28 protein-coding genes are annotated in these 17,202 nt (G+C 63.0%); 9 read left to right on the forward strand and 19 right to left on the reverse strand.

Going from position 1 to position 17,202, the window contains the following annotated elements:
• Window positions 1-9 precede the first annotated feature (9 nt).
• Window positions 10-453: a MarC family protein gene (locus ACIQ2E_RS03540; protein ID WP_398326325.1), complete on the forward strand. Its 444-nt coding sequence runs from the start codon at window positions 10-12 to the stop codon at window positions 451-453.
• A 2-nt stretch (window positions 454-455) separates the two neighbouring features.
• Here the strand turns inward: ACIQ2E_RS03540 and ACIQ2E_RS03545 are convergent, their stop codons facing one another.
• The gene (locus ACIQ2E_RS03545; RefSeq protein WP_398326251.1) at window positions 456-1,538 is read right to left on the reverse strand and encodes a hypothetical protein; all 1,083 of its coding nucleotides are present in this window, start codon (window positions 1,536-1,538) and stop codon (window positions 456-458) included.
• Between the two features lie 115 nt (window positions 1,539-1,653).
• Between ACIQ2E_RS03545 and ACIQ2E_RS03550 the strand changes: the two genes are divergently transcribed.
• Window positions 1,654-2,664, forward strand: a complete 1,011-nt coding sequence (locus tag ACIQ2E_RS03550; RefSeq protein WP_398326254.1) for a DUF4912 domain-containing protein — start codon at window positions 1,654-1,656, stop codon at window positions 2,662-2,664.
• Window positions 2,665-2,689: 25 nt separating this feature from the next.
• Here ACIQ2E_RS03550 and rpaB read toward each other — a convergent pair whose 3' ends face one another.
• Window positions 2,690-3,454, reverse strand: a complete 765-nt coding sequence (rpaB, locus tag ACIQ2E_RS03555) for a response regulator transcription factor RpaB (protein WP_398326257.1) — start codon at window positions 3,452-3,454, stop codon at window positions 2,690-2,692.
• Window positions 3,455-3,628: 174 nt separating this feature from the next.
• Here rpaB and ACIQ2E_RS03560 point away from each other — a divergent pair, with 174 nt between their 5' ends.
• Window positions 3,629-3,892, forward strand: a complete 264-nt coding sequence (locus ACIQ2E_RS03560) for a hypothetical protein (RefSeq protein WP_398326260.1) — start codon at window positions 3,629-3,631, stop codon at window positions 3,890-3,892.
• A gap of 348 nt (window positions 3,893-4,240) precedes the next feature.
• On the opposite strand, the gene ACIQ2E_RS03565 is transcribed toward ACIQ2E_RS03560, so the two are convergent.
• Together ACIQ2E_RS03565 and ACIQ2E_RS03570 are read right to left on the reverse strand one after the other, a co-directional pair.
• Complete coding sequence (locus ACIQ2E_RS03565; protein ID WP_398326263.1) at window positions 4,241-4,387, reverse strand: hypothetical protein; 147 nt, start codon at window positions 4,385-4,387, stop codon at window positions 4,241-4,243.
• A gap of 318 nt (window positions 4,388-4,705) precedes the next feature.
• The gene (locus ACIQ2E_RS03570) at window positions 4,706-5,125 is read right to left on the reverse strand and encodes a nuclear transport factor 2 family protein (RefSeq protein WP_398326266.1); all 420 of its coding nucleotides are present in this window, start codon (window positions 5,123-5,125) and stop codon (window positions 4,706-4,708) included.
• 159 nt (window positions 5,126-5,284) lie between these two features.
• Here ACIQ2E_RS03570 and ACIQ2E_RS03575 point away from each other — a divergent pair, with 159 nt between their 5' ends.
• The gene (locus ACIQ2E_RS03575; protein WP_398326328.1) at window positions 5,285-5,500 is read left to right on the forward strand and encodes a chlorophyll a/b-binding protein; all 216 of its coding nucleotides are present in this window, start codon (window positions 5,285-5,287) and stop codon (window positions 5,498-5,500) included.
• Window positions 5,501-5,567: 67 nt separating this feature from the next.
• Here ACIQ2E_RS03575 and ACIQ2E_RS03580 read toward each other — a convergent pair whose 3' ends face one another.
• Complete coding sequence (locus tag ACIQ2E_RS03580; RefSeq protein WP_398326269.1) at window positions 5,568-5,804, reverse strand: chlorophyll a/b-binding protein; 237 nt, start codon at window positions 5,802-5,804, stop codon at window positions 5,568-5,570.
• A gap of 4 nt (window positions 5,805-5,808) precedes the next feature.
• The gene (locus ACIQ2E_RS03585) at window positions 5,809-5,952 is read right to left on the reverse strand and encodes a high light inducible protein (RefSeq protein ID WP_398326272.1); all 144 of its coding nucleotides are present in this window, start codon (window positions 5,950-5,952) and stop codon (window positions 5,809-5,811) included.
• Between the two features lie 178 nt (window positions 5,953-6,130).
• Here ACIQ2E_RS03585 and ACIQ2E_RS03590 point away from each other — a divergent pair, with 178 nt between their 5' ends.
• Window positions 6,131-6,325: a hypothetical protein gene (locus ACIQ2E_RS03590; RefSeq protein WP_398326275.1), complete on the forward strand. Its 195-nt coding sequence runs from the start codon at window positions 6,131-6,133 to the stop codon at window positions 6,323-6,325.
• Here ACIQ2E_RS03590 and ACIQ2E_RS03595 read toward each other — a convergent pair.
• The 3 genes from ACIQ2E_RS03595 to ACIQ2E_RS03605 are packed head-to-tail and all read right to left on the reverse strand — an operon-like array spanning window position 6,297 to window position 7,064.
• Window positions 6,297-6,506, reverse strand: a complete 210-nt coding sequence (locus ACIQ2E_RS03595) for a hypothetical protein (protein ID WP_398326278.1) — start codon at window positions 6,504-6,506, stop codon at window positions 6,297-6,299. The genes ACIQ2E_RS03590 and ACIQ2E_RS03595 overlap by 29 nt on opposite strands.
• Before the next feature lie 42 nt (window positions 6,507-6,548).
• Window positions 6,549-6,758, reverse strand: coding sequence for a hypothetical protein (locus ACIQ2E_RS03600; protein WP_398326281.1), 210 nt, complete (start codon window positions 6,756-6,758; stop codon window positions 6,549-6,551).
• A 48-nt stretch (window positions 6,759-6,806) separates the two neighbouring features.
• A complete protein-coding gene (locus ACIQ2E_RS03605; protein WP_398326284.1) occupies window positions 6,807-7,064 on the reverse strand; it encodes a hypothetical protein in 258 nt (85 codons plus the stop codon).
• Between the two features lie 83 nt (window positions 7,065-7,147).
• On the opposite strand from ACIQ2E_RS03605, the gene ACIQ2E_RS03610 reads away from it, so the two are divergent.
• Window positions 7,148-7,318, forward strand: a complete 171-nt coding sequence (locus tag ACIQ2E_RS03610; protein ID WP_398326287.1) for a hypothetical protein — start codon at window positions 7,148-7,150, stop codon at window positions 7,316-7,318.
• A gap of 4 nt (window positions 7,319-7,322) precedes the next feature.
• Here the strand turns inward: ACIQ2E_RS03610 and ACIQ2E_RS03615 are convergent, their stop codons facing one another.
• The 7 genes from ACIQ2E_RS03615 to ACIQ2E_RS03645 all read right to left on the reverse strand — a co-directional run bounded on the left by ACIQ2E_RS03615 (window position 7,323) and on the right by ACIQ2E_RS03645 (window position 14,429).
• Entirely contained in the window at window positions 7,323-7,847 is a 525-nt protein-coding gene (locus ACIQ2E_RS03615; protein WP_398326290.1) for a cytochrome B, read from the reverse strand.
• A 3-nt stretch (window positions 7,848-7,850) separates the two neighbouring features.
• Window positions 7,851-8,504, reverse strand: coding sequence for a TMEM165/GDT1 family protein (locus ACIQ2E_RS03620; protein ID WP_398326293.1), 654 nt, complete (start codon window positions 8,502-8,504; stop codon window positions 7,851-7,853).
• A gap of 32 nt (window positions 8,505-8,536) precedes the next feature.
• On the reverse strand, window positions 8,537-9,874 hold the full coding sequence (locus tag ACIQ2E_RS03625) for a sensor histidine kinase (RefSeq protein WP_398326296.1): 1,338 nt from the start codon (window positions 9,872-9,874) through the stop codon (window positions 8,537-8,539).
• A complete protein-coding gene (locus tag ACIQ2E_RS03630) occupies window positions 9,831-10,511 on the reverse strand; it encodes a response regulator transcription factor (protein ID WP_398326299.1) in 681 nt (226 codons plus the stop codon). The genes ACIQ2E_RS03625 and ACIQ2E_RS03630 overlap by 44 nt, the downstream gene beginning before the upstream one ends.
• A 218-nt stretch (window positions 10,512-10,729) precedes the next feature.
• Entirely contained in the window at window positions 10,730-12,346 is a 1,617-nt protein-coding gene (locus tag ACIQ2E_RS03635) for an ArnT family glycosyltransferase (protein WP_398326303.1), read from the reverse strand.
• 83 nt (window positions 12,347-12,429) lie between these two features.
• Window positions 12,430-13,764: a sensor histidine kinase gene (locus ACIQ2E_RS03640; RefSeq protein ID WP_398326306.1), complete on the reverse strand. Its 1,335-nt coding sequence runs from the start codon at window positions 13,762-13,764 to the stop codon at window positions 12,430-12,432.
• The gene (locus ACIQ2E_RS03645) at window positions 13,761-14,429 is read right to left on the reverse strand and encodes a response regulator transcription factor (protein ID WP_398326309.1); all 669 of its coding nucleotides are present in this window, start codon (window positions 14,427-14,429) and stop codon (window positions 13,761-13,763) included. The genes ACIQ2E_RS03640 and ACIQ2E_RS03645 overlap by 4 nt, the downstream gene beginning before the upstream one ends.
• 152 nt (window positions 14,430-14,581) lie before the next feature.
• Between ACIQ2E_RS03645 and ACIQ2E_RS03650 the strand changes: the two genes are divergently transcribed.
• The gene (locus tag ACIQ2E_RS03650; RefSeq protein ID WP_398326312.1) at window positions 14,582-14,833 is read left to right on the forward strand and encodes a hypothetical protein; all 252 of its coding nucleotides are present in this window, start codon (window positions 14,582-14,584) and stop codon (window positions 14,831-14,833) included.
• 7 nt (window positions 14,834-14,840) lie between these two features.
• Here the strand turns inward: ACIQ2E_RS03650 and ACIQ2E_RS03655 are convergent, their stop codons facing one another.
• Together ACIQ2E_RS03655 and ACIQ2E_RS03660 are read right to left on the reverse strand one after the other, a co-directional pair.
• On the reverse strand, window positions 14,841-15,428 hold the full coding sequence (locus ACIQ2E_RS03655; protein WP_398326314.1) for an EamA family transporter: 588 nt from the start codon (window positions 15,426-15,428) through the stop codon (window positions 14,841-14,843).
• 31 nt (window positions 15,429-15,459) lie between these two features.
• Window positions 15,460-15,669, reverse strand: a complete 210-nt coding sequence (locus tag ACIQ2E_RS03660; protein ID WP_398326317.1) for a hypothetical protein — start codon at window positions 15,667-15,669, stop codon at window positions 15,460-15,462.
• A 160-nt stretch (window positions 15,670-15,829) separates the two neighbouring features.
• Between ACIQ2E_RS03660 and ACIQ2E_RS03665 the strand changes: the two genes are divergently transcribed.
• Both ACIQ2E_RS03665 and ACIQ2E_RS03670 read left to right on the forward strand, forming a co-directional pair.
• On the forward strand, window positions 15,830-16,537 hold the full coding sequence (locus ACIQ2E_RS03665) for a 16S rRNA (uracil(1498)-N(3))-methyltransferase (RefSeq protein WP_398326331.1): 708 nt from the start codon (window positions 15,830-15,832) through the stop codon (window positions 16,535-16,537).
• Window positions 16,538-16,576: 39 nt separating this feature from the next.
• Window positions 16,577-16,747, forward strand: coding sequence for a hypothetical protein (locus tag ACIQ2E_RS03670; RefSeq protein ID WP_398326319.1), 171 nt, complete (start codon window positions 16,577-16,579; stop codon window positions 16,745-16,747).
• Between the two features lie 19 nt (window positions 16,748-16,766).
• Here ACIQ2E_RS03670 and ACIQ2E_RS03675 read toward each other — a convergent pair whose 3' ends face one another.
• Entirely contained in the window at window positions 16,767-16,943 is a 177-nt protein-coding gene (locus tag ACIQ2E_RS03675; protein WP_398326322.1) for a hypothetical protein, read from the reverse strand.
• Window positions 16,944-17,202: the final 259 nt, after the last annotated feature.

A 17,202-nucleotide genomic window follows, 5' to 3' on the forward strand; every position in this document is an offset into this window, starting at 1 on the left:
GGGATCAGTGTGAGCGCGTTTCAGGTGGCTGGTGGATTGTTGCTGGGTGCCAGTGGGTTGAGCATGCTGCATGCGGGAGAGCCCAGCGGCGCACGTGAGAAGCAAGTGGATACAGCACGGATCAACCCTGGACTGATCACCTCAACAGCAATCGTTCCGATCTCACTGCCGCTGACGACAGGGGCCGGCACGATGTCGACCATCACGGTGTATGCCGATTCGGCGAGTTTTGTGGGCCAGCGGATTGAGCTCCTGGCCGCCATTCTGGTGATGACCGTTTTGATTGGCTTGATCTTCGCCTTCGCTGCCAAGCTCACCCAGTGGCTTGGTCATGTGGGGATGACTGTGTTGATCAAGGTGATGGGCATGTTCACTCTGGCCATCGGTATTCAATTTATTGTGACTGGCGTGACCACGATCCTCCAGCATGTACCGCTTGAGTTGGCCAGCTGACCTCAGCTGCCGCCGCGCCCCAGCAGCAGGATTGTGAGACCGCCTGCGATGGTGGTGAGTTGATAGATGAGGTCCACCCGATTGATGCGCTGCATCACCTGCACGTGCTCGGCTTCTGCTGCGCGGCTGATCAGATTGGTGCCCCAGACAAACAACCAGAACTCAGCAGTGGCAACCACGTAGCCAAAGAGATAGAGCTTGTCGAGGAACGTGAGGTAATCGAGTGCCGGTAAATCGGCGTGGGCACCTTCCTGGAGAAACACCAGGGTGAGGAGAGCCGTGGAAGGAATCGCCAGGCGCAGGTCGTTGAGGTTGCCTTCCAGGTTGGGCGCCAGCAGCAGGATCACCATCACGGCCAGCCAGGGCAACACGAAGCGATAGAACGCTGCCCAGCCGTTGGTGCGGTAGCTGATCTCAAACGTGGCCATGCTGTAGTCGCCGGCGTTGGCAACGCCTTCCTCACCAAATGCGGTGGTGTAGGTGTGAATTGTGCTGCTGCTCGTGGCTCCTTGAATGCTGTAGCCGTTCAGCGTGACGGAATCACCCTGGAGTTCCCCCACGCGGAGCTTCGGAACCAGCACCACCCCTTGGGCGCCCATCGAGAATTGCGACGGGCGTACTTCAAGGTTGATCGGCAGCTCCAGCGTTTCGAAGGGGAACTGCCTCAGGTTCTGTTGATCGTCGTAGAACTTGCTGGAGAAGCGAAATAGCTGCAGATAGCGTCCTCCCTCCAGGCGTTGGGGTTCGTTGCTGTCGGGCTCCAGCTGTGCGTCGTAGCTCTCCACCTGATTCACCAGCTCCACGAGCTCGGTGGTTGGTATCTGATCCGCTTCGATTAGCTGCTGGATGCTCTCCGGCCACTTCAGCCAGAACCAGCCATCGGCGGAGAAAGTTTTGTCCTTGAGGGAGAGGTTGTAGATGTTTTTGATGTGCATGCCTACCTCGATCTGGCGGGCGGCTGGCACCGTTGGTGCTGGCTTCAGCTGAGAGTTGGCCTCCTCAGGGCCTCCCAGGGTGGTGAGGCTGAAGAGCGTCACCACCACAAGGCCAATCAATCCGGCCAGCCAGGAGCGTTTCAGCTTCATTCCGCGGCTGGTTGCCGGACGTCGCTCAGGCTACGGGCGGTAGGGATGTGCTGACACGAGCGCTCCCGGGCTGTCGGTGGCGGCGAACATGACCGCATGTAAAGGAGCTCACGCGATGACCGAGGCGAAGCGACCGCTGAGCTGGCTGAAAAAACTGGTGCCGTCGGCCCTCCGTTCCGACCCGGCCAAGAAGCTCGGCTCGCCAGAGACCTCTGCGCCTGCGGCGGCAGCCAGTGTTGCCGCGACTTCCCAGGCGGCTGCCCCTGTGAACACTCACGTGGTGTTCCTGCCCCGCGATCCCCAGTGGGCCTACTGCTTCTGGGCGATCAGCGATCGCGATCGCCAGAAGGCTCGCGAGGCGGGTGCCACCAGCCTCTGTTTGCGGGTGGCGGATGTGACCGGCCTTGGCGCTGATCAATCCCACCCCCACGCCCTGCAGGAACTGGTGGTCGACAACCACGCCAGCGAGTGGTTCCTGCCGGTGCCGGTGGATGGTCGCGACTACCGCGTGGAGCTGGGCTTCCGTCTGCGCAACGGCGGCTGGTACTCCTTGGCCTTCTCAGCCGTGGCTCAGGTGCCGGCGCTGGAGCCCAGCCAGCGGGTGGCCGATGCCTTCGTGCCCTTCAGCCTTGATCAGCCCCTGCCGACCGCTTCCCCTGAGGTGCGCTTCGGTGGCGGTGTGACCCACGAGCAGATCTACCAAATCGCCACAGCGGCAGGTACCCGTACCCGTCGTGTGGGTTCGGAGGTGCTGCATGAGTTTGAGGGTGCACAGCAGGGCCTGCTCAACGATTCCGGCGTCGGCGTGTGGGCCAGTGGCCGCAGCGAATCCGGCAGCGGTCTGGTGCGTCAGCGCTCCTTCTGGCTGGTGGCTGACGCCGAACTGATCGTGTATGGCGCCACCGATCCCAGTGCCAGCCTGTTTATCGGCGATCAACAGGTTCCTCTCTCCGCCGATGGCACCTTCCGCGTGCACGTGCCCTTCCGCGATGGCGAGCAGCTCTACCCAATCCGCGCGATCGCTGCTGATGGCGAGCAGGAGCGCTCGATCCGCCTGGAATTCGAGCGCCGCACCCCGGAAGCGCGCGTGAACAGCCGCGAAGACGCTGTGGCTGAGTGGTTCTAATGCCTCAGGCCTGAGGGGGGCACCCTCAGGCCACCTTCACCGCTTGGGCAATCCGCTGGAACATGTAGCCCATGCCCCGGGCGGTGAGGATCAGCTCGGGATTTTCAGGATCATGCTCGAGTTTGGCGCGCAGGCGTGAGATGTGCACGTCCACAACGCGGCTGTCGGAGGAGCGCTCGGGCTTGTAGCCCCACACCTTCTCGAGCATGTCGAGCCGGCTGATCGGTTCGCCGGACCGACTAATCAGCAGCTCCAGCAGGTTGAATTCCATGCCGGTGAGGCGAATCCGTTCATCGGCGCGGAAGGCCTGGCGGCGGTTGAAGTCCACGCTGAGATCGCCCACCACCACAACATTGGCGGCCGATCCACCTCCGCCGCCACTTGCGCCCTGCCCCGAGCCGGCTCGCCGCATCACGCAGCGGATGCGTGCTTCCAGCTCCTTGGGGCTGAAGGGCTTCACCATGTAGTCGTCAGCGCCGAGCTGCAAACCGGTGATCCGATCGGCCACGTCGCCCAGGGCAGTGAGCAGGATGATCGGCACTTCCGACTGGGCGCGGATCCGCTCCACCAGGGCGAAGCCGTCGAGCTCGGGCATCATCACGTCGAGCACCACAAGATCCGGTTCGGAACCCCGGAACAACTCAAGCGCCTCAGCACCGTTGCAGGCCATCAGCACCTCGTGGCCCTGCATGGTCAGGCGGGTTTCGAGGATGCGCCGAATGTTGGCCTCATCGTCAGCCACCAGGATTTTCAGCCCCTCAGGACGGGTTCCCTCACCGCTCGGACTCATCGCGCTCACCTCTATTTCTGGCAGTTTCACTGCGAAGAGGGCCTGATTCACGCCCAGACCCTCCGTTTTGGGGCGACTGTTACAAGGCCGTGCCGAACGGTTTCCCGTCATCTGCAGCACCATCCAGTCCCTCAAAACCCACCCAGACTCGCTTCAGCACTGAGGGGGATAGACATGCAGGATGTGGTGTTCGAGCTGATCAGCGATCAACCCGGGCGGCTGGTGGCGGCGGCCCGTCAGCATCATCTCCAGATCAGCGCCACCAATCTTGAAGAGCTGCAGCACGAAGCCCGGGAGGCGCTGATCAGCCATTTCGGGCCGAGTCATGTGGCGTATCGGGTGTGCTTGCGCCGGCCGGTGCGCCATGGTTTGCAAGCTGGCGTGGCTCAGTTTGCGAGAGGTTGCGCACCTGCTGCACGGCCGTTGAAGCGCTGCTAATCAACGCTTGCCTCTGATGCACAAATCATGAATGTGCTGCTGTTTGCTTCGGCTGTTGCTCCAAAAGGCCTGCCGGTGATTCTTCCGGCGCTAGCTGGTGCCGGGATCCTCATCGCTCTGTCCCAGCTGTTTGTTCCCAAGACCTGAGGTGGTGGTTTCCCGGTAGGACGTGCCGGCAGGGCGGTCTTTTGGGTTGGTCAGGCCACAATGACCGCACCTCACAACGCAGACCGTGGCTCAGCCCGATCTGGTGCCGCTCTCTGAGTTGGAGTAAGCCCTGGGAAGCAGTCGGGGCGATTTGCTCTTCCACTCCGTGGCGAGCTTCCTGTTCACCTGGGGCTGAGCGGTTCAGATGCCCAGGGAGCGGAGCCAGGCTCCAATACCGCTGTGGGTCATCGGTGCCTCCATGTTGCGATCCAGGAACCACAGGTAGCCCGCGGCGGCATTGAGGGCGATCACCAGGGCCCAGATCCGCCATCCCTCAGGCAGTTTCATCGCGGTTGGCTTCTCGCTCATCGGTGGCAACGGTACGCAATGCGTGCTTCGCGGTGGTCATGGCGCGCTTGGTAGGGGCGCGAACGCCAACCACGCTCTCGCGGGCGGAAAGTATGCACGTCGCAACCGCTACCAAAACGTTCACCTCGCTCCCGCGAAGCCCAGTTCGATCCAGGCCATGGAACGGGGTCCTGGACTTGCCTGTGGACCACGACCATGAACCTCGCCGATCGCGGCATTCTCTGCCAGAAGTGATCAACCTCCAGAGTTGACCCTCAAGCCCAGCAGTGCGGGGCTCTTTTTGTGGCTTGCGCGGCCTCAGCTCACAAAGCGCTTATAGAGCCAACGCACGAAGCTGCCGATCACTGGCACGGGCTCAAAGGTGGGGCCCACAAAGTCGAAGTAGTCGCGGTGGTCCACGATCTTTCCGTCGTCGTTCAGCAGAAGCCTGGTGGCGCCTGGATAGATGAACTCAATGCCCTTGATTTTCAGGCCCATCTCCCACTCCACGAAGGCGGTGTTGCCGTCGCAAGCGATGGCCAGCGGTTTGAGCAACACATCGTCGCAGCGGCGCAGCAGGCCTTCCTGGGCGTCTAGGTAGGCCTTGAGCCCTTTCTGTTTCTGTGTCGGGTCCTCAAATATCACGTCTTCGCTGTAGGCCTCTCGCCATTGCTGCTCTGTGGGGGCAGGAGCGCCGTAAGGCTTGGTGAACAAGGCGCGGAGCTGTGAAATGTCCACTGGAATTGGCTGTGAAGGACATTCTGGCGCCGCTGCCCCACGGCCGAATGCGGCTCTGCCCACCTCTCCATCGGCCGCGACTGTTGAGCTCTCCTTCTTAGCGTGAGTGGCCAAGTTTTTCGCGGGCAAGCCCGTGCAAAACGGCTGCACCCGTTGATGATGCCGAAACAGGACTACCTCTACGAGCCGCTCGAGGCCTTTGGTGAAGGCCTCACCACCCGTCGCCCCTGGAATACCCAGGCTTTGGCCGGGGTGGAACGGCTCAATGGCCGGGTGGCGATGCTGGGTTTTGCGGCAGCCTTGACGGGGGAATGGCTCACTGGCTATGGCCCAGCGGGCCAGGTTTTGGCGCTGCTGCGCTGGTATCTCTCCTGAGCAAGCCACCAAAAAAGCCCCAGGCTTCAGGCCTGGGGCTCACCCGTAGAGCTCAGCGCTCAGTGCTTCAGAAGCAGAAGGGAAGGAACTGCGTACGGCAGGCGGCGTAGCCATCCACCAGCGGACCAAGTCCGATCTGGTGAGCGATACCCGCGCCGGTGATCGCCTCAGTAGCGATGCCGATCACGATGCCAAGCATGGCAGCGCGGCCGTTGAACAGTTCAACACGCTTCAGCTGCTCCATATGGATTTGCTGTTTGGCGCGATCCCAATACCACTTGTCGTTGGCAGGGGTGTTGGTCATGGCTTCAGCCCAGACCGATCTGGGAGAGGATGCCTTGGCCGGTGAGCAGCTCGGTGCCGAGGCCGATCACGAAGCCGAGCATGGCTAGGCGGCCGTTCCAGGTTTCGGCGAAGCCGACGAAACCGAAGCGGGAGTTGGAGTCGGACATGAGACGTTGCGGAACGTTTCAACAACCGTAACGGATCGTGAAGGCTTTTGGGTGCGGGGTAGCCAAATTTGGGTGAGCAGTTCAGCGCGCGGGCGCGCCGGGCTCGTGTAAGGGCGCCTTGGGCTTTCTCGCTGGACAGTTGCCGCCTGTGTGGCCAGCTAGAAGAGCGTTTTTGCCGATGAGCCCGATCTTCCCCTGCAAGGGTTGCGGCACGTTCATCGAGCGCTCCACCCAGTACTGCCGGCGGGTGAAAGGGCAGGTGCTGTGCTCCACCTGCTCGGATGCGCGGCAGGCTGAGGCCGCCCAGGCGCAGCTGGGGCTCTGGCGTCGCTGGCTTCAGCGTCTTAGCAGGCGGCGCGAAGGCGCGTGCTGATGCCAAGCCCCACCTCGATCGGCACGGTGCCATCGGGCCGCAAGGCCTGTGGGGTGGAGTGCAGGGCCTGCAGCAGTTGGATCCGCTGTTCGGGGCTCAATTGGAGCAGCTCAGCGAGGACGTGAGGGTCGATGCGGCCCAGGCGGGCACTGGCGAGATCCGTCACAGGGGCAGGCTCCACCACTGGTGATGCGCTGGACGCTAGTCGCCGCATCTGGTGCTGTCAGCCCCTGTTGGCGTCTGTGGATCGTGGGCGGGGTTGAGCGATGGACCGTTGGCGTCTGAGCCGCTCCCAGGCCAGATCAAACACGTAGTAGAGCAGCGTCAGGCCGATGTGAATCTCGATGGATTGCTTCAGGCCGATGAAGAGTGCCGTGAAGGCGATCGCAATCACTCGGTACGCCAGAGCCTTCCACAGCAAAGGCAGTCGCATGGCGTTACCTACGTCGTTGTTCAGTCTGGTGTCGTTGCGGCGCTGATTTCAGAGGCCTTCGCAGTGCTGCACCGCCTTGAGGTAGATCAGTTTCCCGGGGCCGTTCTGTCCCTGCAGTCCGCTGGATTGCCGCTGTTTGATCTGGGCATCCACGCAGCGGTTGTAGCGATGCGCTGTCACGGCCTGCGGGATCTGCAGCAGAGCGATGGCCAGCAGGCTGAGGGCGCTCACAGCGGCCAGCACGGGGTAGGCGTGGGCACGCACCATCTCTCGGGGGGTGAGGCTTTGGTTGCTGTGATCGTTCATGGCAGATCGGATCCTGCGCTGATGATGCCCCGTTGACAGCGTTAGACGTACTGGCTAGTACAGGTGTACTTCGTTCTGGGTTGATGGCTGTCGCCTCTCCGTATGCCGTCTTTCGTGCTGTGGATGTGATCTGGCCGCCCAGGCCACCGCGGCCACTGCCGGTGGTGTCGCCACCGGTAAACCGTCCGCGCAAGCGCCGCCCGGCCATTGCGGTGCAGGGTGAGTTGTTTCCTGTGCTGCAGTCGGCGTCCTGAGCGTTTAGCGGCGCTGCAACAGCTGTGTGGCCCAGTGGCGCGGGCCATCGTTGTCGCGCACATGCAGCTGGCCCATCGAGGCGGCGAAGCGCACGCCGCCACGACGCAGCACGGAGCAGACATGCCAGATCACGGCGCCCGTGATCAGCATCCAGGCCACGAGATGCAGGTGGTACGGCAGATGGTCGAGTTGGCCTGTACGTAGCCAGTCCTCTTGCATCAACTTGCCGCTGCCCACCGCCAGCACCAGCCCAAGCAAGGCTGCCGCGTTCGCGGCCTGGCGCAGACGGACGCGCCCAACACGGATGGCGTACACCACAAACAGCAGCGCCACCGGCCAGAGCAGCGCGCCAACCGTGCCGTGGATGTCGATCCACTCGCCTGGCACGGTCAAGGGAAGGCGCAACCAGCGCCCGTCATGGTTGGCGAGCACCACCAATCCGCTCAGCCAGGCCAGCGGCACAAGGATGGCGGTGATGCCGTGCAGCAACCGCAGCAGTGAGGGTTGATAAGGAATCGGGCGCGCCATGGTTCAGCTCAGGGCCTGCTGGAGGGATACAAGGGCAAAAGCGATGAACAATCCACCACTGAGGCGGTAGAGCAGTTTCTCGCTGATCCGCCCGCCGATCCATTTGCCGGCCCCCACCGCCAGCCAGGTGACAAGGGCATGGCCAGCCAGGGTGCCTGCCAGCAAGCCTGCGAAGCCGAAGGCCGGTGCAGTCGCCAGGAAGATCGTGGTGAATTGGGTGCGATCGCCCAGCTCGGCGATAAACACCAGCGCAAAGGCTTCCCAGATCACCGCCCAGGCCGTGGTGAACCGCGATCGACTCTCCACCTCCGCAACGGCTTGCTCGGCTTCCTGCTCTTCCACCTCGGCTTCGTTGGCCCCCATGCGTTGCGCATCGAGCAGCAACTTGCCGCCGAAGCCAGCAAACAACACGGCCGCCAGCCACGGCACCACGTTGCTGGGTAGCAGTTCTTTGAGGCCGTAGCCCAGGCCCAAGGAGATCAGGGTGACAGCCGCGAGCGCCGCGAAGGCACCGATGAACACGTCGCGCGCCCGGTGTTTGGCGGCCAGGATCAAGGCCATGAAGAAGGTCTTGTCGCCCAGTTCGGCGAGGGTGATGGCCGTGAGGCTGGCGCCGAAGGCCGCCACGCCGGAGTCAGGAGGAAGCGGAGTGCTCATGCCTCAAACCTGCTGCATCACCCATGAAGAAATCATGAGGATTGGCGCGCCATCGGCAGCAGAACTTGCATCACACAGCGTCCGGGTTGGGCCGTCAGCACACTGAGATCGCCGCCGTGTCTGCGGGCAATGCTGCGGGCGATCGCCAGGCCCAGGCCGCTATGCCCGCCTTGATCACTGCTGCGCCAGAACCGTTCAAATACCTGCTCATGGGCATGGCTCGGGATGCCAGGCCCCGCATCGATCACCTGCACCGTGAGCTGGCGGGTGCTGGTGTGCACCTCGATGGCCACATGCCCTCCCTCGGGGCTATGGCGCAGGGCGTTGAGCAGCAGGTTGGTGAACAGCCGCAGGATCTGATCGCTGCGGGCCTCAATCGGTGCAAGACAGCTGGCGGGATCGGGGCTGAGGCTCAGGCGAATCGAGCGTTCGCTGGCTTGGGCGCTGTAGCAGCGGATCAAATCCTCGAGGAGCTCCATCAGATCGAAGCGCTCGAGCTGGCGCGTGGATGCGCTTGGGTTGGTGACCTCCTGGCGCTCGCGGGCCAACAGCAGCAGGTCATCCACCAGTTCGCCTAGTTGGGCGGTGAGTTGGTTCAGTTCGCGCCAGGCCAGCTGGGGCTGTTGGCGCAACTCTTCGGGAACGGCCGCCAGTAGTGCCCGCAGGGCCGAGAGGGGATGGCGCAATTCGTGGGAGGCATCAGCGGTGAACCGCTCCAGGGCCCGCACCTGCTGCTGCAGCGGCCAGAACGCTGCGTTGAGCATGCGGCGGCCCACCAGGAGGGCCGCCACCACGGTGACGATGCCGCCAAGCAACAGACCACTACGCAGTCGCCGCAGATCAGCTCGGGCCGCTCGATCGGAGAGCGCCACCCGCACGGAGCCGAGGGCTTGCGGCGTGGCCCCAGGGCTGCTGCGCACCAGCACCGGCTGCCAGAGGCTGATGCCACCGGGCCATTGCTGCCACTGCGGCTCTGCCCGTCTGGCTGATGGGGTGGTTGTTCCACTGGGCAGCTGCAGCTGCCCTTGCTCGAGGAGCAGTTGGCCTGCCAGACCAAACCATTGGATCCGTTGCTCCAGCAGGGCCGGCGCGGCAATCAGCTCGGCCTTGGGCTGAAATTTGCGCGCTCCGGCGGCTTCGTTGGTTTCGTGGGCAATCAATGGCAGTTGGCTGGCGGCAGCAGCCATCAATTGCCATAGCTCGGTGCGTTGGTCTTGCTGGCGTTGCTGCGCCACCTTCCAATAGAGCGACCCGGCAAAGGCGCTGAGCAGCAGCAGTGCAAAGCCTCCGCCTTGCCGCACGAGCCGGCGCTTAAGCCGCAGCGGATCAGGGTGCAGCGAGCCGGTAGCCAAGGCCGTAGACCGTTTCAATCAGATTGGCGTGGCCTCCGGCAGCGCTGAGTTTGTGGCGGAGGTTGCGCATGTGGGCCCGCAGCGCGTCATCGCCCACCACGCGTCGACCATCCTCAAAGCCATCGAGCAACTGCTCTTTGCTGCAGGCGCCGCCTTGGGCGCAAATCAGTTGCTCCAGGATCAGTGATTCCTTGGGGGTGAGCTCTACCACCTGATCACCCAGCAGCGCCGTGGGATTTCCCGGTTGGAGCTCGAGATCGCCCCAGCTGATCGATGGCCGCAGTGGCCGGTGAGCCCGGCGCAGCAAGGCGCGGATGCGCGCTTGCAACAGCTCTGGATCAAACGGTTTCACCACATAGTCATCGGCGCCGCCCTCCAATCCGGCGAGCTTGTCGCCGCGGCTGTCCCGACCGGTGAGCATCAGCACCAGCGGTTGCGGCTGGTCTGGCCGCTGCCGCAGCACGCGGCAAACCTCGAGCCCATCGCGGTCGGGAAGGCCCAGATCCAGCAGCACCAGATCAAACGCATCGAGCTCCAGCCAATCGATCGCTTCGGCCGCGTTGGCGGCGGATTGGGCGGCGTAGCCCCACTGGGCCACCAGCCGCAGCAGCGCCTGGCGCAGGGTGGGTTCGTCTTCCACCACCAGTAGCTTCATGCCCTCTTGAGAGCGGTGCCACGCACCACTCTCACAGGGGAATGCCACTGAGCTTCAGGCCAGTGGATCGGGTGCAGCGATCAGGCTGACGCGATCGGCGTTGTCGTCGTTGTGGTGATTGCGTCGGTGATCCGGGTCTTGCTGATTGCGTTTGCAGTCACGGGACATCGGAAGGTTCCGGAGAACTGTTTCAACGTCTCAAGCCGCTCTTGAGCGCCTCAACTTGGCTTGCAGCGGTAGAGATCAGGCCCCCGTTGTGAGGTTTGCTTGGCCTGCTCGATCCGATTGCAGCTGAGCTGAGGTTTGCTGGGATCGCTGGTGCTGAGCACCAGGCGCTCTTGGATGGAGGTGCGCAGTTGTCGCCGCGCCTTGGAGCCGGTGGTGACTTCTTGGCCTAGATACCAGTTCAGGCTGGGTCGTTCGTTTCCTTGGAGAAGAAGCGGAGGAGGCCCCCCCCCGCTGGTGAGCGGCTCCAGCCAGGCCGCTGCGGGTTGCACGCTCCATTGCTCGCTCAATTCCCAGAGCCAGATGGGGTTGGCAAACAGGTTGAACAAGGCGCACCACAGCAGGGCGATCAGTGCTGCAGCACCCCATTGCCGCCAGCGCAGCGTGGGCGAGGTCAACAGGCCTCCCCCCACGACGAGCGCGAGTGCGACGGGGATGGTCACAGCCCCCGGCACGCTGATCTGCCCACGCACAGCCAGAAGCCCTGCTCCAACCACGATCCAGAAGCACGGCACCACCAGCAGCAAGCGGTTGGCGAGCTTCGAGGTGCCGCCGCTGCGTTGCATCAGCTGGGCCAGGAGTGGCCCCACGCTCAAGGCGAAGGAGGGCCAGAGCAGGTGGCTGTACCAGGGGAGTTGGGTGCGAAGCGGAAGCACGGCGGCTGCGGTGAGCAGGGTGAGCCCGAGGCGCCAGAACCCCCAGCGGCTGCGGCGCTGCTGCAGCGCCGTGAGCATCGCGAATGGCCAGAGGCTCAGCCAGGGCCAGCCGCCTTCTAGCACCTCGAGCACCGGAATGATCCAGCCACCGCTGTGCCCTTCGATTGGGCTCACCACCCGTGCCAGCCCTTGCCGGCCCCACATCGTGAAGGCTTCCGGCCCCCGCTCCAGCAGATGCCACCCATGCCAGAGCAGCCCGGGCAGAAGGCCGATCCCGATCCAGACGAGGAGAGGGATCCACTGCCGCGGAGTCCAGCGCCGTTCCCAGGCCAGGAGCAGGCAAGCGCCCACCAGTAACGGCAGGCTCGTCGGTGCCTTCAGCAGCAGGATTGCGGAGCCAGCCGCGCCAGCAACCAACCCCCAGCCCTGTCGCTGTGTTGGCGATGGCGTTGGGGGCAGGCTCAGCAAAGCCCACCATTGCAGCGCCATTGCGCTGATCAAGCTGCCATCCAGCATCGCCAGCCGGCCGTGGCGCATCAGCGGCAGCAGGGTGAGCGCCACTGCAGCTGTGCAGATCGTCGCGACGCGATCGGCGGGTCGAAGGCGCGACTGCACCAAGGCCACCAGGGGAACGATCAAGCTGGACCCCAGCGCTGGAATGGCGCGTACCAGCCACTCCGGAGGGACCTGCCGGAGCCCTTCGCTGCCAGCGGTGTGGCGCCAGACGCCGATGGCCCAGCCGATCAGCGCATGCAGCAGGGGTGGTTTATTGAGGTAGGGCTGATCCCAGAGGGTGGGCAGCAGGTTGGTGGGAAAGGGCCGGAGGCTGATCTCTTCTGCTACCCGTGCCACAAGGGCCTCATCCCAGTCCCGCAAGGGGACGTCGCCGAGATGCCGGAACAGCAGCACGATGGCTCCAGCCCACAGCAGCACAATCCACCAACGCCAGGCCATGGGTGCGGCGCTGAGGACGCCAAAACGCAAACGCTTTCAGAGTTGGGTGAAGAACTCGTGAAGAGTCGGTGAAGACTGGTGTTTCAGCTGGCTGCTGGCAGCAGCACGACCATGCGGCATCCGCCGCCATGGGCTCGCTGCGCCTCGATGGCTCCTCCATGCACCTGGCAGATGCTGCGAGCGATCGAGAGCCCTAGGCCTGCACTGGGGCCGCTCCGGGCGGTGTCTGCCTGCCAGAACCGTTCAAACACCAGCTGCCGTTGCTCGTATGGGATTCCTGGCCCTTCGTCTTCGATCAGAAGCCTGACCTGTTGGCCTTGCTGTTGCACCTGCAGGGTGACCGCGCTACCAGCCGGCGTGTATTGCATGGCGTTCACCAGCACGTTGCTGATCAAGCGTCGCAGCTGATCGGGGTGCCCGTGAACCATGGCCGGACGCTGCAGTTCACAGTGCAGCTGGAGCTGTTGACTGGCAGCACGATCCTGATAGAGAGCGGCCAGATCTTCCGCCAGATCACAGAGATCAAACTGCTGCCAGTGGCGTTGATCCGGTGCGACGCGATCCAGTCGCGTCAGCAGGAGCAGGTCTTCAACCAGGTGGGTCATTTCGGCTGTGGCCTGATCGATTCGATTCAGTTTCTGGATGAGTTCCGGTTCGGCGCGATCGAGTTGTCCCCGTTCTCGTGCGGCGCCGATCACGGCGCGGATGGCGGTGAGGGGATGGCGCAGCTCGTGGGAGGCATCACTGGTGAAGCGCATCAAACGCTGCAGCTGATCGCGGATGGGTTTGAGCGAACTCGCCACTATCCACTGGCTGAGCACGGCTGCAGCCAAGGCCCCAACGGCGCCGCCCACCACCAGGCCATTGCGCAGCCGTAGTAATTCCCGATCTGTTGCGGCTGTGGAGAGAGCGCTGTACACATAGCCCTCCAATTCGCGATTCGCCTCGATGGATTCTCGTAAATACACTGGGCGCCAATAAGCCACGCCACTGGCAAGGGCGATGTATTGCCGTTCATTGGGATATTTCAGGGCTTTCAGGACCTTGAGATCCGCCGGTAGTTCGCCGAATTGGCTGAGAATCTGCCTGTTTTTATCGAAGAGAATAATTTTCTTGCCTTCGAGTGTTGATGTTCTTGTTTCCAGAAGGGCAGCATGCCACGATTCTCCTTGCAGCTGTGGATCAGGAAGATGGCTATATTCCTCCACCTCATGCAAAATCAGTGGCATTTGTGAGGCGACGGCTGAAGCTAGTTGCTGCACTTGTTCGCGCAGCAGAGCCGAGCGGGCACGGCTCACCTCCAGAAACACCGCGATGCCAAATGCCAGCAGCACAAAGGCCGAAATCAGCACGTAGCGCCCGGTGAGCTTCCAGCGAATGCGGCTGAGATCTCGCTCCATCACGAGTTTTGCGTTCAAGCGTGGCTTGCGTTGAGGCGGAAGCCAACGCCATACACAGTTTCAATCAGATCAGGTGGGGCTCCGGCTTGATTGAGTTTGGCTCGGATATTTTTCACATGTGTTTTCACGCTTTCATCCCCCGGCACATCCGCCCAAGCCCATGCCGCCTCGATCAACTGCTCCTTGGAGCAGGTGCGCCCGCCAGCTTTCAGAAGCGCCTCCAACAAAGAGTGTTCTTTGGGGGTGAGCCGCAGGTCTTGTGTGTTGAAGCTGGCCGTGCGGCGATCGAGGCTGAGTTGCAGTGCACCCCAGTTCCAGGTGTCTCGCAGAGGCCGTGCGGCGCGGCGTAGCAGGGCCTGGATGCGTGCTTTGAGCAGTGCTGGCTCGAATGGCTTTATCAGGTAGTCATCGGCACCCTGCTCGAGGCCCAGCACGTTGTCATCCAGGCTGTCGCGGGCGGTGAGCATCAGCACCAGCGGCTGATTGATGGGTAAGCGTCGCAGTCTTCGGCACACCTCAAGCCCGTCGAGCCGAGGCAAGTTGAGATCGAGCAGCATCAGATCAAAGCTGCCGGCCTCGAGCAGGGTGAGGGCTTCACGCCCTTCGGCGCACTCCTCCGTGACCAGACCCCAGTGCTGCAGCAGTTCTTGGAGCGCGTCACGGATGACGGGATCGTCTTCCACGATCAGCCTTTCATGCCAAGGAGTGGCCCGCCTGGAGCCTCATGCTCTCTCGATCCTGCGCAGCACGAGGTGAAGAAGTCGTGAAGCTCTTCACGGGTTCTCCACTCCGCCGGGGTTAGGTGATTGGTGCTGAGCGCTGGGGTGACTGAGCCATGCACAGGTTGATCGTGTCGGCCGCAGCTTTATTGGCTGGGATTGGGTTGGGAGTCGTTCCTGGTTGGTCACCCCCCTACTCCACAGGCCCCTGCGCGAGCCGCTTGCAGCAGCTCGGCTACAGAGCAGTGGAGCTCGATGCCGAGGAGGCTCACAGTTCTCTCTATGAAGCGCGGCGTGGCCGTGATCAGGTGAAGCTGATGGTGAAAAACGGCAGCTGCCTCGTGGAGCGTGTGTGGCTGGATGAGTGAGGCCCGCCTACACGTAGCGACCGGGATATTCGCCGGGATGGTCGATGCGGGTCACCCTGACCCCCGCAGCGGTTCTGCCCGAGAAGCGCAAGAGATCGCTACCGCTCACGGGATAGCCCAGTTCCTGGGCGAGCATCGCCACCGCGTCGGCGGTGATCGCTTCGCTCACCTGCTGGCGCAGAGCCGGATCGGCCTGCACCCGGGCCACGATGCCGATCCAGGCCTTCAAGCCAAGGGGTTCCCCCAGCACCAGCCAGGCCAGCAGGGCCACCAGCACCACGCTGAGCTTGTCGAGTGCCGCCACTGCGGCCACCGGCCCGAGTTGCAGGGCGCGGTTGTAGCAAAACCACGACAATCCGGTTGCCAGGCCTGAAAGGGCCAGGGCCAGCACGCCGCTGCCAGGCAGCTGCAGCAAGCCTGACCAGGCCAGTTGTCCGCGGCTCACGAGCACGAGAGCCAGGGCGATGGACACCACCACAGTGCGCAGCAGTGTGGCCATGCCGGCATCGATACTTTGCACGCCGAGCTTGGTGAGCAAGGCGGTGATCGCGGCGAACAGCGCCGCGGCGGCGGCCCATAGCTGCCAGCTCTGCACGGCGATGTTCTCCAGGGTTACTTCCTTGAGGCTACGGGGCCTGTTCGCTGTTGCTGCTAGGGGGCAAGTGATCGTTGCTGTCCCAGTCCATGCGGATCAAGAGGTCCATGGTCTGGCGTTGGATCTCGATCTGTTGGAGCAGGAGGTGCGCTGCACGCTTCGCCTCCTCAAGGGTGGTGATGGCTTCGATTTCGCGCCTGACAACCTCGGTGTTGAAGGCGCGCCCCAGTTGCTGATCCATGGCGTCTCTTGTCGTGCCAGAGCATGGCGAGAGCGGCACAGCCATGCCATCAATCTCAAGGGTTGATTTTGATTGTTGCCTTGGGATCGCCTACCTCGCTGGTACGGTTCGTGAGCAGGTTGCGATGGACCAGGCATTGCTTGGGCTCGGCGATGTTCAGATGAATCTTGTTCTTCTACGCGACGAGGATTGGATTGATTTGGATCGCGTTGTCTTGCGTGATCACCGTGCTGATCATCTACGCAGTCTGCTCAAGCTGCAGCTGGGTGATGCAGTGCGGGTGGGGCGCCTTGGCGGGCTCCGGGGTGAGGGCGTTGTGCGGGAGATGGGTGCCGATGGGGTGCAGCTTGAGGTTCAGCTCCATCAAGCTCCCCCGCCGCGCCATCGCTTCGATGTGGTGCTCGCTCTGCCGCGCCCGAAGATGCTGCGCCGGATCCTGCGCACCGTGGCCGAGTTCGGTGTGGCCAACCTGCACTTGATCAACACCGCGCGTGTGGAAAAAAGCTATTGGCAGAGCCCTTTGCTTCGGCCAGCCAAGCTGCAGGAGGCCCTGCAGGCCGGAATGGAGCGCGCCAGCGACACGATCGCTCCGCAGTTGCATCTGCACAAGCGATTTCGGCCCTTTGTGGAAGATCAGCTTGTGGATCTCTGCGCTGGCAGGAACTGCTGGATTGCGCACATGGATGCTCCGCATTCACTCGCGGATGTGCCGCCTGAACCCGCTGTGGTGATGATCGGCCCTGAGGGTGGATTTGTGCCGTTTGAGGTGGAGCTCGCAGAACGGGTGATTGCCCAGCGGGTGCATCTCGGTGCACGGGTGCTCAGTGTGGATACAGCGTTGCCGGCTGCTTTGGCGCAGGCTCTTTAGGCTTTTCAGAAGCTTCGATCACGGTTCAAGGTTGGTGTGATGGAGCAGCTGAACTGGGGCACTGTGCAGCTGGGGTTGTTTGCCCTGGCCTTTGGCACACTGCAGATCTGGTGGATCGGCAGCACCCTGCGCCGCCAGCGGCTGCCCCGGCCGCTCAGCGAGGGTGAGTTCCGCCGCCGTTTGGAGCGCATCTGGCAGAAGCAGGACTGAGTGCCAAGCGCTCACCCAATCAGGCGCGTTTCACGCCCTTCCAGATCCACCACAGCACAACGGCAAGGATCACCCAGGGCAGCAGGGCCCTCAGCAGCAGCAGTGCCCCAAACACCACCAACGCCGAGACGGCCACACGTTTGGTGAGCGCCTTGGCGTCGTCGGTCATGTAGCGCCAACGCGGAATCAGGGCCATGGCGGGAAGCAGTGCAGGCGATCAGAGGACCATCGATAGCGCAGAGACCTCCTGGTGAGGAGCGATCATTGCGTTGATGCCTCCTTGACGCCGGCCAAGGGCTGATCCACCAGTGAGCGGTGCGCATCGGCAGTACTCCTCACATCGCAGCTCACCCACTAGAAGCGCGCGCCGGGTTTGCTGCGAAAACTGGCGATGCGTGGCCGGTCGAGAGCAAGCCGAATACCTTGCGACCGTTCTTTTCCCGGAATCCGTGGCG

Origin of the sequence: Vulcanococcus sp. (assembly GCF_044369115.1) — a bacterium.
Lineage (GTDB): Bacteria > Cyanobacteriota > Cyanobacteriia > PCC-6307 > Cyanobiaceae > Vulcanococcus.

What these genes read in the sequence shown, in the direction of transcription:
- ACIQ2E_RS03605 (WP_398326284.1), bottom strand. Translation starts at nt 7,064, where the DNA reads ATGAACGATCACAGCAACCAAAGCCTCACCCCCCGAGAGATGGTGCGT.
- ACIQ2E_RS03620 (WP_398326293.1), bottom strand. Translation starts at nt 8,504, where the DNA reads ATGAGCACTCCGCTTCCTCCTGACTCCGGCGTGGCGGCCTTCGGCGCC.
- ACIQ2E_RS03585 (WP_398326272.1), bottom strand. Translation starts at nt 5,952, where the DNA reads ATGTCCGACTCCAACTCCCGCTTCGGTTTCGTCGGCTTCGCCGAAACC.
- ACIQ2E_RS03635 (WP_398326303.1), bottom strand. Translation starts at nt 12,346, where the DNA reads ATGGCCTGGCGTTGGTGGATTGTGCTGCTGTGGGCTGGAGCCATCGTG.
- ACIQ2E_RS03560 (WP_398326260.1), top strand. Translation starts at nt 3,629, where the DNA reads ATGCAGGATGTGGTGTTCGAGCTGATCAGCGATCAACCCGGGCGGCTG.
- ACIQ2E_RS03615 (WP_398326290.1), bottom strand. Translation starts at nt 7,847, where the DNA reads ATGGCGCGCCCGATTCCTTATCAACCCTCACTGCTGCGGTTGCTGCAC.
- ACIQ2E_RS03575 (WP_398326328.1), top strand. Translation starts at nt 5,285, where the DNA reads ATGCCGAAACAGGACTACCTCTACGAGCCGCTCGAGGCCTTTGGTGAA.
- rpaB (WP_398326257.1), bottom strand. Translation starts at nt 3,454, where the DNA reads ATGAGTCCGAGCGGTGAGGGAACCCGTCCTGAGGGGCTGAAAATCCTG.
- ACIQ2E_RS03665 (WP_398326331.1), top strand. Translation starts at nt 15,830, where the DNA reads ATGAATCTTGTTCTTCTACGCGACGAGGATTGGATTGATTTGGATCGC.
- ACIQ2E_RS03610 (WP_398326287.1), top strand. Translation starts at nt 7,148, where the DNA reads ATGGCTGTCGCCTCTCCGTATGCCGTCTTTCGTGCTGTGGATGTGATC.
- ACIQ2E_RS03580 (WP_398326269.1), bottom strand. Translation starts at nt 5,804, where the DNA reads ATGACCAACACCCCTGCCAACGACAAGTGGTATTGGGATCGCGCCAAA.
- ACIQ2E_RS03550 (WP_398326254.1), top strand. Translation starts at nt 1,654, where the DNA reads ATGACCGAGGCGAAGCGACCGCTGAGCTGGCTGAAAAAACTGGTGCCG.
- ACIQ2E_RS03670 (WP_398326319.1), top strand. Translation starts at nt 16,577, where the DNA reads ATGGAGCAGCTGAACTGGGGCACTGTGCAGCTGGGGTTGTTTGCCCTG.
- ACIQ2E_RS03675 (WP_398326322.1), bottom strand. Translation starts at nt 16,943, where the DNA reads ATGGCCCTGATTCCGCGTTGGCGCTACATGACCGACGACGCCAAGGCG.
- ACIQ2E_RS03630 (WP_398326299.1), bottom strand. Translation starts at nt 10,511, where the DNA reads ATGAAGCTACTGGTGGTGGAAGACGAACCCACCCTGCGCCAGGCGCTG.
- ACIQ2E_RS03565 (WP_398326263.1), bottom strand. Translation starts at nt 4,387, where the DNA reads ATGAAACTGCCTGAGGGATGGCGGATCTGGGCCCTGGTGATCGCCCTC.
- ACIQ2E_RS03600 (WP_398326281.1), bottom strand. Translation starts at nt 6,758, where the DNA reads ATGCGACTGCCTTTGCTGTGGAAGGCTCTGGCGTACCGAGTGATTGCG.
- ACIQ2E_RS03660 (WP_398326317.1), bottom strand. Translation starts at nt 15,669, where the DNA reads ATGGATCAGCAACTGGGGCGCGCCTTCAACACCGAGGTTGTCAGGCGC.
- ACIQ2E_RS03650 (WP_398326312.1), top strand. Translation starts at nt 14,582, where the DNA reads ATGCACAGGTTGATCGTGTCGGCCGCAGCTTTATTGGCTGGGATTGGG.
- ACIQ2E_RS03545 (WP_398326251.1), bottom strand. Translation starts at nt 1,538, where the DNA reads ATGAAGCTGAAACGCTCCTGGCTGGCCGGATTGATTGGCCTTGTGGTG.
- ACIQ2E_RS03590 (WP_398326275.1), top strand. Translation starts at nt 6,131, where the DNA reads ATGAGCCCGATCTTCCCCTGCAAGGGTTGCGGCACGTTCATCGAGCGC.